This window comes from Rickettsia endosymbiont of Hedychridium roseum (genome assembly GCF_964028255.1).
Classification (GTDB): Bacteria; Pseudomonadota; Alphaproteobacteria; order Rickettsiales; family Rickettsiaceae; genus Rickettsia; species Rickettsia asembonensis.
In genome coordinates this window covers 927,238-941,573 of the sequence record NZ_OZ034753.1, presented here as the reverse complement: position 1 = coordinate 941,573, position 14,336 = coordinate 927,238, and the positions used below count along the sequence as shown (strand labels likewise).

The window sequence follows — 14,336 nt, the reverse complement described above, 5'->3', positions numbered from 1 at the left end:
TAAAAAGGAGGTTTTTATGTCAAAAAATAAAAATATAACAGATAAACCTAGTATACCTATCCCACGGCTTAAGTCTTTTGATCCTACGATAACAAGAAATAATATTATATCAAAACAGCAATTTTTCTCCACCACAATTTCTGATGAACAACAAGAATTAGAGCTTAGCGGTGATGATAAAAGATATAATCCTAGTTGTTGTGAGTTATTATAGAGTCCATATTCATTTTTTAAAACTGTACAAAATGGAAAATTAATTTATATTTTGTATACAGGTGTCATCCCGTGGCTTTACCAGCTTTGTTGCATGGCTCGTTTATGTCATTCCCGCGGAAGCGGAAATCCAGGGTAAAGCGAGATAAATCGAGCTTTTAAAAAAGTTTTAAAGTACTGGATTCCCGCTTCCGCGGGAATGACAATAAGGGTAGGGAATGACAACTAATTGTAGTATAACACAGTACAAAACACATAATAAAAAATTATTCATGTTAAAGATAAAACAGGAAATATATAAAAATAGCTTACAAATAATATTAAAATTGCTGTTTGCTTTGCTATGTTTTTTTATAATATTATTTCCGTTAGTGAGTTATAAAATAAATATTCAAAGCAGAATTTTTCCCGCGATGGAAATTATATTTATTTATTATTTTATGTCGTTATATTCCTTAAATATTTTTAGTATATTTTTTCTCGGTTTATTTATAGATCAAGTAAGCGGTATGCCTATCGGTACAAATTCGTTAGTTTTTTTGTCAGCATATATAATATATAAACTCTCTTCAAAATTTTTTATAGCTAAAAACTATTTGATAAATTTTGTTGTTTTTTGTATTTATTGCTTATTTATATTGAATTTTAAATATTTACTAATAACAATCAAGAAGCTAGAAGTAGACGGATATTTAATAATTTTCTTTCAATTTTTAACAACTATATTTTCTTATAATATAGTTCGTCTTATAATTGACTCTCCTATGAATTACTTTAAAAAGTATGCTAAATAAAAAAATACTACATGGTGAGTTAATTTCACGAAGGGCCTTTATAATCGGATTAGGTAAACTCGGATTTTTATCACTGCTTGGAATAAGAATGTTTTATTTACAGCTTATTAAAAGTGAAGAATATAAGACTTTATCGGATAAGAATCGTATTAATTTCGTTGTACTTCCGCCGACTAGAGGAAGAATTTACGATTTAGACGGCAATATTTTAGCTACTAATAAACCATGTTATCAGCTAGTAATAGATAGGAGCATTAATAATAATTATCGGGATGAATTAGAAATAATTAGTAATATTCTAAATTTATCTCCGGAAAAATATAATTATATTAAGCAAAAAATTAAAAAATCTAGTCGCCACACTCCTTTAATAATACTTGATCAGCTTGATTGGCAGCAAGTATCAATGATTGAAGAACAAAAGCATAAACTGGCTTCAATATTTATCGATATAGGATATTTAAGGTTTTATCCTTTTTCAAGCACTACTTCTCATTTAATCGGTTATCTAGGTCAAATAAATGAACAAGAGAAGCAAGAGTTAAATATACATAGCTTAAGTGATTTTAATATTGGTAAATCCGGTATCGAAAAATATTACGATAATAAATTACGAGGAGAATTCGGTTATAAAAAAGTTGAAGTAAACGCTTACGGTAAGCAGGTAAGAGAAATAGCAGGAACCCCTACTAAATCGGGTGAAGATATGTATTTAAATATCGATGCTTCTCTTCAGCAAAATATCCAGCAATATTTAAATCCTAAAGGTTCTTCGGCAATAGTTATGGATACTAGAACTGGAAACATACTAATTTGTGCTTCCACACCGGGTTTTGAATCAAATAATTTCAGTAAATTATCGGAAAATTATTGGCAAAGTTTAATGAGCGATCCTTATAAGCCTTTAATTAATAAGGTAATACAAAGCTCGTATCCCCCAGGTTCGGTTTTTAAAATAATTACCGTACTTGCAGCCCTTGAAGTAGGTATTAATCCTAATAAAACCGTTTTTTGCGACGGTAGCTCTGCTCTTGGTACTAATAGCTTTAGATGTTGGAATCATAGCGGACACGGGACGGTAGATATGATGTCTGCTTTAAAGCATTCCTGCAATATTTATATGTATGAGTTAGCCAGAATAGTAGGTCCGGATAAAATTCTTGAAGTCGCAAGAGAATTTGGTCTCGGCTCAAAGACCGGTATTGATTTAGCTCCTGAAAGTAGCGGATTTGTACCGTCAAAAGAGTGGAAAAAGAAAAAATTAAAACTTCCTTGGTTAATAGGGGATAGTTTTAATTTAGCAATCGGGCAAGGATTTTTAGGAGTAACGCCGATGCAGCTTGCAAGATTTATTACGGCTATTGCAAGTAACGGTAAACTATATACGCCTAGAATATTAAAAAATGATCCGGAATTTTATAATGTCAATATTAAGCCTGAAAATATCAAAATTATACAAGAAAGTTTGTATAATACCGTTAATGTTGCGGGAGGTACGGCGTATTATAATAGAATTTTAGGTGAAAATAGGCAGCTTGCCGGTAAAACCGGTACTTCCCAAGTACAAGGCAAACTAAATGCTAAAGACGATTTAAGCCGTGACTCTATTGCCTGGGAGAGGCGTAATCATGCCTTGTTCTTAGGCTTCGCTCCTTATCACGATCCTCGTTACTCCGTTACCGTTTTTGTTGACCATGGAGGAGGGGGTAGTAAAGCCGCCGCCCCCGTAGCTCGTAAAATCATGTCAGACGTGCTGGATAAGTATACTCGCTGAATTTGAAAAATTGGCTACGTTGTTTTTTGCTTTTAATCCTCACGTTACTTGTATGTATGCTGCGGTTAAAAGCTTCAAAACCGATTCCTCTTTTCCAAATTGAGCTTCGTATACCTACTATGTGTTTTGGTGTGTTATTAATTTAATTACAAAGAATTAACGCTCCTGATTTTAAAACTTATACTAGTGACGAAGTTAGGGAATGGTTAAAAAAGAAAAATGTTTAAAGTCATATGGAAAAATAAGGCACGTACAGAATTAGCTGAATTGCCTTACCCTTTAAAAATACTTGATAAAGTAGAATTATACCTTGCTCATATCAAAAAATACTTTATTTTAGTTAGTAATTTGTGTTATTAATAACTAGGCTTTGCGTGCGGAAAATTAAATTAATCTATTTTTTGCTGTAAATCATAAGCTTTTTTTGAAATAGGAATAACTATTATTGCAAAAATCTTATTAATTTTCTTTCACAAAACCTAGGAATTATTACAGAGGTATATATGTCTAAGAAAAAGCAGGACGATCAGATAATAAAAGAATTAGAAGAAAGATTAGCAAAACTTAAAGGCACTCCTCCAACACTTGAAGAATTAGAAGAAAGATTTGCAAAGCTCCAAGATAGACCTTATACCCCCACAAAAAAATCCGGTTATGACTCTGGTTATGAATCCGATGATGAGGTAGATAAGCTAGTTGAGAAGATACAATCCGAGGTTAAATTAGAACAAAAAAGTAAAGCTCTCAATGCTCAAAAAGACCAAGAAATACGTGATAGGCTAGATAAATTAAGAGAAGATAGTCCTGTAACACGAAAAAAGACATCTACAGATCTTTCTTTTAATGATACTAAATCAATAATTACCGATACTATAGATGCTCAGGCAGATATAGCTAGTTCATATGCTAATCGATCTACTGATTTAGAGGAAAAAAAAGCATTATTTAATTTAGCTAATAATCTAACTGAAGCTAGAGATATTATTAGGGATACACCTCCTATATCTAAAGAATATGAGCCTAAAATATTAGATGTTATTGCTAGAGGACTCGGTAAAATTTATGAAGGAATAAAGAAAATAGCTTCGCCTGCAGTTAATATTATAAAAGAAATAGGCAGTAGTTTTGTTAATTCGATTAAATCACTTCCTCAAAAATCTTCCAAACAACAAATAAAAGAATCTAAAATAAAATTAAAGAAGTTATATAAAACATATGTTGATTTGAAAGGAGTAAAACCAAAGATAAAAGAAGAGTTTCTTAAAAAACATTATGAACAAATTGATCAGCTACAAACTCCTCAGGAAATATTTGTAGAAACTGCCAAAATTACTAAATCTATAAGGATAGCCGGAAGACAAAAGATAAATAATCTTAAACAACAACGAATTATTAATAGGATGAAGAAGCAAAGTCCTACTGCTTTCATGAATAATAATTCATTTACACCGTCTAATACTCCTAATAATAAAGGAAAATCTTTGAAGAGCCACCAAAGGTAAAGTCTGTGTCATTCCTGCATAAGCGGGGCGGTTGCTGCATGGATACCACCCCGTCATTGCGAGCATTTGCGGTGTTGTTGCATGGCTCGTTTTATGTCATTCCCGCGTAGGCGGGAATCCAGCATAAAGCGAGATAACCTCAGCTTTTAATTTCAAAAAATTTGCTGTATTTATACTTTTTTCTGGATTCCTGCGAAAGCAGGAATGACATAGAATAAGTTTTTTTATCCACGCGGGAATGACATAGAACAAAAATTATTCCACTCCTTTCATTCCGTTTGTCTTAGCCTTATCAAATGAAGTATCTTTAATTGTTGCTTCGGTAAAATCGGCATTTGTTAGGTCAGAGTTACTAAAGCCCGCCTGATCAATTTTAGCTGATTTAAATATGCTATCTGTTAATATTGAGTTTGAAAAATCTGTTTTAGTAAGTATTGCTGCAGAAAAATTAGCCTCTTTTAAAATAGAATTTTTTATTACCGTATTTGTTAAATTAGCATTTTTAAAGATACTATTTGAAAAATCTGTTCCATTAAATACTAAACTACTTAAGTCAAGTTTTGTTAAATTTATATTTGTTAAGTTAGTTATTTTTTGCAAATCTTTTACCGAACTTATTACTATATTATTTGGTGGAATTTTGCTCGAATTATCGCTATTTAAAATAATATTATTAGAAACATTAGTATTAATAAAACCGGAATATGCTTGGTAGTTAATATTATTTATTTGTGAATTAGAAAGGACGGAGTTAATAACCGTAGTATTTGTTAGATTAGAATTTATTAGAGCTACTTGGTTTAAATTACCTAAAGTAATTTTAACATCTGAAAAATTTACGTTTTGTATTAAAGATTTAGAAAAATTTACATTATTAAATTGTCCGTTAGTTATATTTGAGTTTATTATTTCACTGCTGTTTAAGTCAGTATTAATCACTATAAATTGTTTAAAATCATTATTGCTAAAAATATTATTAGTATAGTTTATATTATCTAAAGTAATATTTGAGCCTTTAGTTTTATTAATCCTTACAAAATTAGCATTACTATTTTTTATTGATAAATTATTAAATTTGTTATCGTTTAGACTCATATTATTTAATATAGCATTATCGATTTTAAAATGATTTAAAACTGAACTACTAATTGTACTATTTTGTAAATCACATTTAGTAAGGCTAATATTCTGTAATGTTGAATCTTGAAAGGAAGCGTATGAAAAGAAAGAGTTATTACTTTGTACGTTATTAAAGTTTACTTCATTAAAAATACTTTGTGTGAAGTTAGAATCCTTAATTATTATTGCTGTTAATTTAGTTTGACTTAGGTCGCTAGATTCAAAATAATTATTAGTAAAATTGGTATTATTTATTACACTTTTTTCTAAATCCGTACCGTAAAATATTGAATTTGTTATATTAGTATTTTTAAAGCTATTATTCTTTAGGTTAGTTTTTTGAAAATTAACACCGTCGATAGTGTTATTGCTCCATAATACATGACTAAATTTAGAATTTTCAAAGTTGACATTTATTATAGTAGTTTTATTAAAAGCAGTATCGCTAAAATTTGATTGAACAAAATTTGTATTTTGTAATGTTATATTGTTAAAAATTGAACCTTGAAAGTCAGAATTATACCCGGAAATATTTTTTATTACCGAATCTGCAAAATTACTTTCTTGAATTATAGCATTTGTAAGTATAGCTTTTTCTAAATTACTACCTGCAAAATCAGCACGTAATATTTCGCAGGAAGTTAAATCTATTCCTGATAAATCTTCATTTATTAGCTTTACTCCTATTAATTTGACTCCTTTTAAATTTGAACCGAACTTCTCTTTAAGGTTCACTTTAAGGTTTTTAGAATTTTGCGATATTATATAATTCCGAATTACCGTGCTTTGGCTATCCGTAAGTAATCCATTCGCATCACGAGTAGATTCGGAGCAGCTGCTTAATAACAAATAAATAGTAATTATTGATATGACTTTAAGCATTTGTTTCCTCATATTCTTCTTCATTTATTCTATTTGTAGGAGGTATATGTAAGCTTAATAATTTTAATTTACGATGCAAAGCCGATCTTTCCATACCGACAAATGAAGATGTTTTTGAAATATTATTATTAAAACGACTCATTTGTGCTGATAGATATTGACGCTCGAAAACTTCTCTAGCTTCTCTAAGCGGCATAGATAACATATCAAAACTATCTTCAAGTTTTGTGAGATTAGCACTATTTGCTAATATTTCGGAAGGTATCATATAAGGTTTGATAATTTCATTATTACCTGTAGTTAATGGATTCATAATTAAAGTCCATTCAACTACATTACGTAATTGTCTAATATTACCCGACCATTCATAGGATTGAAGAGCAGCGATAGTTTCATCAGCAAAGTTACGTTCTTTTAAACCTGAAAATTTTGAAAGCTGCTTAACAAAATATTTAACGAGTAGTGGTATATCTTCTTTTCTCTCATATAATGAAGGTACTTTTAGAGAGGATACATTAAGGCGATAATATAGATCTTCTAGGAATTTGCCGTTATTAACTTCATCTTGAATATTTTTAGAAGTACCAGTGATAATTTTTATATCAACTTTAATATTTTTTCCACAAGGCTTTGTAATAGTTTGATCTTTAAGGAATTTTAATAATTTTACCTGGATAGGAATAGGAATATTACTGACCTCATCTATATATAAAGTACCGTTATTGGCAAATTCTAAGATAGTAGGGCGTTTAGTATTATTTTCCTGCTTTTCCGATTCGCCGAATAATTCTTGATTAATTTTTTCTGTAGTCATACAGGTAGGGCTGAAAATAATGAACGGATTATTAACCCTTTTAGATTGTTTATGAATTAACCTTGCTGCAAGTTCTTTACCGCTACCGACTTTACCGTGAATCATTATACGACTGCTAGAGCTAGCTGCCTTTTCTATTTCCATTTTATATTTTAAAGTTACCGAACATCCGCCTACTAATTCAGTTTTATCTATAACTTTTGATTTTAAATCTATATTTTCACGTTTTAACTTTGTTACTTCGCAAGCTCTTTTAAGTAAAATAACTAATTTATCATTATTAAAAGGTTTTTCTATATAATCGTAAGCACCCATTTTTATAGCATTTACTGCTGTTTCTATAGTACCGTGACCGCTAATAATTATTACCGGCATTAAAGGATAGCGTTTTTTAATTATCTCTAAAATCCCAAGCCCGTCAATTTCACTTCCTTGAAGCCAAATATCAAGTATAACTGCAGAGACGGGTTTTTCGGAAAGTATTTTAAGAGCTTGAGTACTATTAGCGGCAACCTTAGGATTAAAACCTTCATCTTTCAAATTTGCAGCAATGAGATTTCGTATACTCTCTTCATCGTCTACTATTAAAACATCGAGTTGTGACATTACAATTTACCTTAAAAATATTAATCAAAGCCTAAATATATACGTTAATGCCGAATGTAAAAGAAAGCAACATTTTTTTATAACATTTTTGTCACAATAGCTATTTATAATGTAAAGGTTGGCTAAGATTACATAATATTAAAATTATTTAAGGAATTTTAATTAATTTTATTTGCAGTTTGTAAGATTGTAAGGGATTATATATAATGAGGGTACTGTGTGATATTGTCATTCCCGCGTAGGCGGGAATCTAGTGCTTTTCTGTGTCACCCCGTGGCTTGACCACGGGGTCCAGTTACTAATAATAAAATTATTAGTATTATTAAGTTATTTTTATGGATACCGTGGTCAAGCCACGGTATGACATCAGACTTATACAACAAAGCCTCTAACAAGCAGTAAAACCAATTTTAAAAATTATGCTTAACATCTTTTTAATTATTATTTCATTATTTATTTGCTTAATAACCTACCTATTTATCAAAAAAACAGATATTTTTACAAATTTATTGATTTTAAATAGCTTCACGACTTTAGTGAGTTTATTTATTTGCTGTTTAGGCTTATACTCAGGCAATAGTTCATATTTGGATATAGCAATTATTTACTTTCTTTTAAGCTTTATAGCAACAAACGGATATTTAAAATATTTTATAAATGAGTCAAATGAAAACAAAACAGATTGATACAATAGACCTCTTGCATAACGTAGTTAATAAAGAGGAATTTGAAGGAAACACGAAGCGCAGAACCGCAGCGTACAACTTAGTACGTGAGGATTCGAGCATCGGATTGACGTACAAATTACCTTTAGAAACAAGTTATGCAAGAGGTCTAATAATCTTAGGATGTGGCTTGAGCGGTATGCTAACTGCACTTTCTTTTGCACAAAAGGGTATAAAAACTACTATATTCGAGAGTAAATCGGTAAAAAGTCCAGAGTTTTTTAAAGATATAAGAACTACTGCTTTAACGCCGCATTCTAAAAATTTCTTATTCTTTATTGATATATGGGAAGAGCTTGAAAAGTTTGTGGCAAAAATGCAAGACGTATATGTAGTAGATAATAAGGCCTCAGAGATATTAGACTTACGAAATGACGATGACGCTGTACTTGGATATGTGGTTAAGAATAGTGATTTAAAAAAAATACTATTGTCAAAAATAACTAATAATTCTTTGATAACATTAATTGATAATAATCAATATCAAGAGGTTATAAGCCATAATGACTACTCTATTATAAAATTTGATGATAAACAAATTAAGTGTAATTTATTAATTATATGTGACGGAGCAAATTCAAAAGTGAGATCTCATTACTTTGCTAATGAAATTGAGAAACCTTATCAAACTGCTCTTACATTTAATATTAAGCATAAAAATCCGCATGAAAATTGTGCTATGGAGCATTTCCTGCCGCTTGGTCCTTTTGCTTTGCTGCCTTTAAAAAATCAATATGCTTCATCCGTAATATGGTCAACTTCTTCTGAACAGGCTGCTTTAATTGTTAATTTGCCTGTAGAAGAAGTTAGATTTTTAACTCAAAGAAATGCCGGTAATTCTTTAGGTAAAATTACTATTGATAGTGAGATTAGTAGTTTTCCGCTAAAAGCTCGTATAGCAAATAGATATTTTCATAATAAGATAGTGCTTATTGCCGACACTGCTCACACAGTACATCCTTTAGCAGGACAGGGGCTTAATCAGGGCATAAAGGATATAGAGACTTTGAGTATGATTGTTAGTAATAACGGTACATTACAAGAATATCAAAAGCTAAGGCAAGAGGATAATTTTATTATGTATAAGCTGACTGATGAGTTAAATAATATTTTTTTAAATTATTCCAAAAATTTAAGATGTTTAAGACAAATAGGATTTAAGGCGATAAATAACTTTAAGCCTATAAAAAACTTCATTACTAGCTATGCGATGGGGAAGAGGTGAGTGTTCCTATGTCATTCCCGCGTAGGCGGGAATTCAGAAAAAAAATATAAATACAGTAAATTTTTAAAATTAAAAGCGAAAATGACATCGAATGTGAAATAACATAGAACATAATTTTATGAGATATGTATGAGTAAAGAAAATTTAAGCAGTAAATCATCTATTAATGTTCCTGAAGAAGGAGTAAAAAATGCAGCAGAAGATAATAAGCTTAAATCTTCAATAAATACTCCTGAAAGAGTAGAGCCTTTAGAAGCAGCACAAACAAAAGCTTCTGAGCCTCCACAGGAACGGCAATCGCAAAATAAGCCGGTAGGAAAAAGAACGCTGAAAGAGGATACGGCACTTTACGGTGCTAGAGTTGCTCGTGCCGGAATCGCTGCAAGTGGAGTAGCAATCGAAGTGGTAAAGGAGGGTAGTAAAGTTATCGCTAGTCCTGCTCATATAGTAGAAGGAGTAATTAACGTTGGAGAAAAAGTAGCAAAAGCTTATGATCCGGTTGATAAACTTCAGCAAGGTGCAAAAATTAAAGAAAAAGGTCCCCCAAGCCCTGGTATTGCCGATAAGGTGCTTGATAAAATAAAAACTTTACCGGGTGCTGAAAGGGCAGCAAATGTATTAGAGACAACATATAAAACATTGGGTAGTAAGGCAGTAAAACGTACGGCAAAAATTGGTGGTGTCATGGTGTCGTTAGCCCTTAACCCGACGCCGGTTGGACTTGGTCTTGCTGCACTTTCTTTATCAGCCGTTGCTTATAATGTCGGAAAAGAAACTTTAGAAGTAAGAGAAGATAAGCATTTATATAGAGAGAAAAAAACTTTAGAAAATATTAAAGCTAATTATGTAAAGCAAGCAGAGTTAGTAGTTGCTACTCAAATAGATAAAGGAAAAGATAGTCCTGCACTTAAAAATTTTTTGGATACTAAATTACCTAAAATTTATCAAGAAACTCTTGAACCTAAAAAGTTAAATACTACGAGAACTAAAGAAATTTTAAAAGCAGTTCGGGATAATGTTTTAGAAGTAGCAGCGTTAGTGGCACAAGCAAGTTCAGCAGGTGGTATTATAACCGGTTTAGCAGCTGGTCTTATTGGAGGAGGAAGTAATGTTATAGGTGAAGCAGACACAAAATTAGTACGTATGGAACGAAAAAAAGATAAAATAAACCAAATAAATAGTTTAAAAACATCAATAGGAAATTATGAAGATAAGAAAGACTTGCTTGAAAAAGAAAGGCAAGCAAAAATAGATACCAAAGCCTTAGAAGAGTTTTTAGCTACAACCCCTAAAATTGATCAATTAAGTCAGGGGCAGCTAAAAGAACATTTTAATGTAACTAGAGCAAAGGTTGCAGAGAGACCTGAATTTGCTCCTCCTGCTGAAAAAACTAATTTTGAAAAAGCTAAATCAGCAGTAAAAGCAGGAGTCGGTTACTTTGTTGAATCGCAATTTGGTGATTTAAAAGAAATATACGGTAAAAAGGAAGAGCAGAAATCTAGTAACGTTCTTATTACTCCTAATATTCAAAAGCCGAAAACTCCTAAAATTGCTAAAGCGGAAGAAAAAGTCCATCATATGCAGGAAGTTTAACGCACGGTAAGGTTACTTCTCGCAGTAATAATATATCGCCACTACCAACAGGAAGAAGTGCATCTAAGAAACAAGAATCTTCAAGAGGAGTTTAGTTGTTAGTTAAAGCTTATAATAGTGTAATAGACTATATCTTGCCACAGAGATGTTTAAGATGTTCGGAAATATTAGGGGGGAACGCTGAATTTTGTAGCGATTGTTGGAAGAAGCTAGAGTTTATAGCAAGACCCTATTGCATTATATGCGGACAAAGATTTAGTATAAAAATCTTAGATAACTGTATTTGTGGGCGTTGTTATAGCAACAAGCCTAATTATGATCTAGCTCGCAGCCTATTTAAGTTTAATGAGCATAGCAAAAAAATAGTTCATCAGTTTAAATATCAGGATAAGACGATATTTGCTAAGCTTTTATATAATAGATATAGCGAGGATATAAAAGATATTGATTTAATCATACCTGTACCTATGAATAGATTTAAGAGGTTACTACGAATGTATAATCCTGCTCATATTTTAGCTATGGAAATTGCAAAAGTTACCGATAAAATGTTAAAAGCCGATATTTTAACTAAATCAAAATGGACCAAGTCTCAGACTTTTCTTTCACGAAAACAACGCAAAAATAATATAAAGGGTAGTATCAAATTTAACACAAAATATAATATTGTAAGTAAAAAAATCTTATTAGTCGATGATGTCGTTACCACCGGTGTTACTATAAATGAATGTGCTAAAATTTTACGACAAGCGGGGGCAGGGTCGGTATATGTGATGAGTGTTGCGATGACTTAGTAGAGATTTGTCATACCGTGGCTTGACCACGGTATCCAGTCTTTTTAAATTGTTTTATGGACCCCGTGTTCAAGCCACGGGGTGACACTAGATAGGTAACTTATGCAAAATGAAATAAAAAAAGGTGCTGTCTCACTAAGTGTGTAAATTTCTAGGATAGGTTATATTAACAATAATATAATTTATCAGGAATAACATGAGTAACAGTAACCAAGAGAAGATAAAACAAGCAGTAGATTTGCTAATAGATAAAGATACTGATTTAACGAGTTTTTTTGCCAAAGACGGGATATTAAAGCAGTTAACTAAAAATATATTTGAAAGAGCCTTAAAAGCTGAGATGGATGAGCATCTTGTCTATAACAAATATGGCAGGATAGAGACTGACAATAGTAGAAATGGTGTATGCAAAAAAAGCCTAATTACTGAAGGTGGAGTATTGGAACTTGAAGTACCACGTGATAGAAATGCTGAATTTTCTCCTGTACTAGTGCCAAAGCGTCAGACTAGGATTGATGGATTAGATCAGAAGATATTATCCTTATATGCTAAAGGGATGAGCCTCTCTGACATTAAGATTCAGATTCATAAGCTATATGGTGCAGAGAACAGTGAAAGCCTTATTAGTCGGGTTACCGATAATGTTATGGATGAGGTCAGGAGTTGGCAGAATAGGCCTCTGGAAGCCATATATGCTATAGTATATTTTGATGCACTTATAGTTAAAGTACGTCAAGATAAGAGAATTATCAATAAGGCAGTATATGTAGCTTTAGGTGTAGATTTAACCGGAAGGAAAGATATTTTAGGCTTGTGTATTAGCGAGAATGAGGGAGCTAAATTTTGGTTAAATAATTTTACTGAAATGAAAGACAGGGGATTAAAAGATATCTTAATTGCTTGTAGCGATAATCTAACGGGCATGAGTGAGGCGATATCTGCAGTATATCCACAAACTGAGCATCAGCTGTGCATTGTACATCAAATCAGAAATAGTTTGTCATATGTAAGCTATAAAGATCGTAAAGAACTTGCAGCAGATTTGAAGCTAGTATACAGCTCTATCACTGAGGATGAAGCACTTACTGCCTTATCTGATTTTGATATGAAATGGGGCAAACAGTACCCACATATTGCAAAATCATGGCAAAATAATTGGCAGAATTTGATAATTTTTTTACAATACCCAGAAGTGATTAGGCGTATCATTTATACAACCAATGCAATCGAAGGTTTAAATAGTCAATTACGCAAGGTTACTAATAACAAAAGGGGTTTTCCTAACGACGACTCTGTATTTAAGACTTTGTACTTGACAATTGACTATATTACGCGAAAATGGAATATGCCTATCCAAAATTGGGGAGAGGACATGGCTCACTTTTTGATAAAATTTGAGGGGCGAATTTAATGCCTATTTTAGAATTTACACACTTATATATCCAGAGCCATAAATTTCTGAAATACCCAATTATTTTTCTCCTGTTTTATATTTTTTTCCGTCATTGCGAAGAGAGGTATTGCCCGTGTGAATCGTTTTATGTCATTCCCGTATTTTTATGTCATTCCCGCGGAAGCGGGAATGACATCGGTATCCACGCAACAATGCTACGCGGGGATGACATCTTATTCCCTAACGCTCACCTCTGTTCCGTTAGATAGTCGTAGCTGCCCGTTGGTTATCATTGTTCCTCCCTCATCTATACCCCTTTTAATAACAATAAAATCATCGTTAGAAAAAACTATATCTATATTCTTGACCACTGCTTTATTCTCTTTGTCGACGACAAATACATAAGGTCCTTGATCGTTAGTTTGCATTGCCTTAGACGGAACTATTAGAGCATCTTTTTCGGTATAGATTGTTAAAGATACACGCACGAACTGCCCAGGCCATAATATTTCATCATTATTAAGTAATGTTGCTTTGACTTTGATAGTACCGCTATTTGGATCAATTGCATTATCGACAAACACTATCTCACCGTCTTTAATTTCCTGATTGTTTACAGTTCTAACCGTCAAAGCCAAGTCATTAGATTTTTGAGATTTATTAATATGATCTAGATATTCTTCAGGTACGGAAAAACTGACATAAATAGGTGAGATGGTATTTATAGTGACAAGACTTGCAAAATCCGGTGACACTAAATCACCTATATCTACATTACTCTCACTAAGTTTACCGTCAAAAGGAGCTACTATTTTTGAATACTCGATTTGTAAATTAGCATCTGCAATAATTGCTTTATCTCGCTCAACAGCGGCTTTAAGCATATTCATATTAGTTAGCAT

At 31.9% G+C, this 14,336-nt stretch carries 13 protein-coding genes and 3 pseudogenes; 12 read left to right on the top strand and 4 right to left on the bottom strand.

All coding sequences use genetic code 11. From position 1 onward, the window contains the following. Positions 1-16 precede the first annotated feature (16 nt). From AC5587_RS05520 to AC5587_RS05505, 4 genes are all read left to right on the top strand, one after another. Positions 17-214, top strand: coding sequence for a hypothetical protein (locus tag AC5587_RS05520; protein ID WP_410527490.1), 198 nt, complete (start codon positions 17-19; stop codon positions 212-214). Positions 215-485: 271 nt separating this feature from the next. Next, positions 486-1,007: a hypothetical protein gene (locus tag AC5587_RS05515; RefSeq protein ID WP_499163004.1), complete on the top strand. Its 522-nt coding sequence runs from the start codon at positions 486-488 to the stop codon at positions 1,005-1,007. Next, on the top strand, positions 997-2,781 hold the full coding sequence (gene mrdA / locus AC5587_RS05510; RefSeq protein WP_499162084.1) for a penicillin-binding protein 2: 1,785 nt from the start codon (positions 997-999) through the stop codon (positions 2,779-2,781). The genes AC5587_RS05515 and mrdA overlap by 11 nt, the downstream gene beginning before the upstream one ends. A gap of 503 nt (positions 2,782-3,284) precedes the next feature. Next, positions 3,285-4,283, top strand: coding sequence for a hypothetical protein (locus tag AC5587_RS05505; protein WP_499162083.1), 999 nt, complete (start codon positions 3,285-3,287; stop codon positions 4,281-4,283). Between the two features lie 96 nt (positions 4,284-4,379). On the opposite strand, the gene AC5587_RS05500 is transcribed toward AC5587_RS05505, so the two are convergent. Genes AC5587_RS05500 through AC5587_RS05490 form a run of 3 tightly spaced genes read right to left on the bottom strand, consistent with a single transcriptional unit; the run spans position 4,380 to position 7,704 of the window. Further along, complete coding sequence (locus AC5587_RS05500) at positions 4,380-4,535, bottom strand: hypothetical protein (RefSeq protein WP_499162082.1); 156 nt, start codon at positions 4,533-4,535, stop codon at positions 4,380-4,382. 3 nt (positions 4,536-4,538) lie between these two features. Next, the gene (locus AC5587_RS05495; protein WP_499162080.1) at positions 4,539-6,284 is read right to left on the bottom strand and encodes a pentapeptide repeat-containing protein; all 1,746 of its coding nucleotides are present in this window, start codon (positions 6,282-6,284) and stop codon (positions 4,539-4,541) included. Then, on the bottom strand, positions 6,277-7,704 hold the full coding sequence (locus AC5587_RS05490; protein WP_499162078.1) for a sigma-54-dependent transcriptional regulator: 1,428 nt from the start codon (positions 7,702-7,704) through the stop codon (positions 6,277-6,279). The genes AC5587_RS05495 and AC5587_RS05490 overlap by 8 nt, the downstream gene beginning before the upstream one ends. Before the next feature lie 419 nt (positions 7,705-8,123). On the opposite strand from AC5587_RS05490, the gene AC5587_RS05485 reads away from it, so the two are divergent. From AC5587_RS05485 to AC5587_RS05450, 8 genes and pseudogenes are all read left to right on the top strand, one after another. Continuing rightward, entirely contained in the window at positions 8,124-8,390 is a 267-nt protein-coding gene (locus AC5587_RS05485; RefSeq protein WP_410527934.1) for a monovalent cation/H+ antiporter complex subunit F, read from the top strand. After that, a complete protein-coding gene (ubiH, locus tag AC5587_RS05480) occupies positions 8,371-9,654 on the top strand; it encodes a 2-octaprenyl-6-methoxyphenyl hydroxylase (protein ID WP_499162076.1) in 1,284 nt (427 codons plus the stop codon). The genes AC5587_RS05485 and ubiH overlap by 20 nt, the downstream gene beginning before the upstream one ends. Before the next feature lie 129 nt (positions 9,655-9,783). Continuing rightward, positions 9,784-10,048, top strand: a pseudogene (locus AC5587_RS05475) (hypothetical protein). Positions 10,049-10,056: 8 nt separating this feature from the next. Beyond that, positions 10,057-11,247, top strand: coding sequence for a hypothetical protein (locus tag AC5587_RS05470; RefSeq protein WP_499162075.1), 1,191 nt, complete (start codon positions 10,057-10,059; stop codon positions 11,245-11,247). A 95-nt stretch (positions 11,248-11,342) separates the two neighbouring features. Continuing rightward, positions 11,343-11,483: pseudogene (locus AC5587_RS05465) on the top strand (double zinc ribbon domain-containing protein); the annotation flags it as partial. Positions 11,484-11,741: 258 nt separating this feature from the next. Beyond that, a pseudogene (locus AC5587_RS05460) lies at positions 11,742-12,008 on the top strand (ComF family protein); the annotation flags it as partial. Between the two features lie 229 nt (positions 12,009-12,237). After that, positions 12,238-13,452, top strand: a complete 1,215-nt coding sequence (locus AC5587_RS05455) for an IS256 family transposase (protein ID WP_499162074.1) — start codon at positions 12,238-12,240, stop codon at positions 13,450-13,452. Continuing rightward, positions 13,452-13,703 carry a hypothetical protein gene (locus tag AC5587_RS05450; protein ID WP_499162072.1) on the top strand — a complete coding sequence of 84 codons (252 nt, stop codon included), beginning with the start codon at positions 13,452-13,454 and terminating at the stop codon, positions 13,701-13,703. Before AC5587_RS05455 ends, AC5587_RS05450 begins: the two co-directional genes overlap by 1 nt. Here the strand turns inward: AC5587_RS05450 and AC5587_RS05445 are convergent. Next, on the bottom strand, positions 13,668-14,336 hold the full coding sequence (locus AC5587_RS05445) for an efflux RND transporter periplasmic adaptor subunit (protein WP_499162070.1): 669 nt from the start codon (positions 14,334-14,336) through the stop codon (positions 13,668-13,670). The two genes, AC5587_RS05450 and AC5587_RS05445, sit on opposite strands and share 36 nt — an antisense overlap.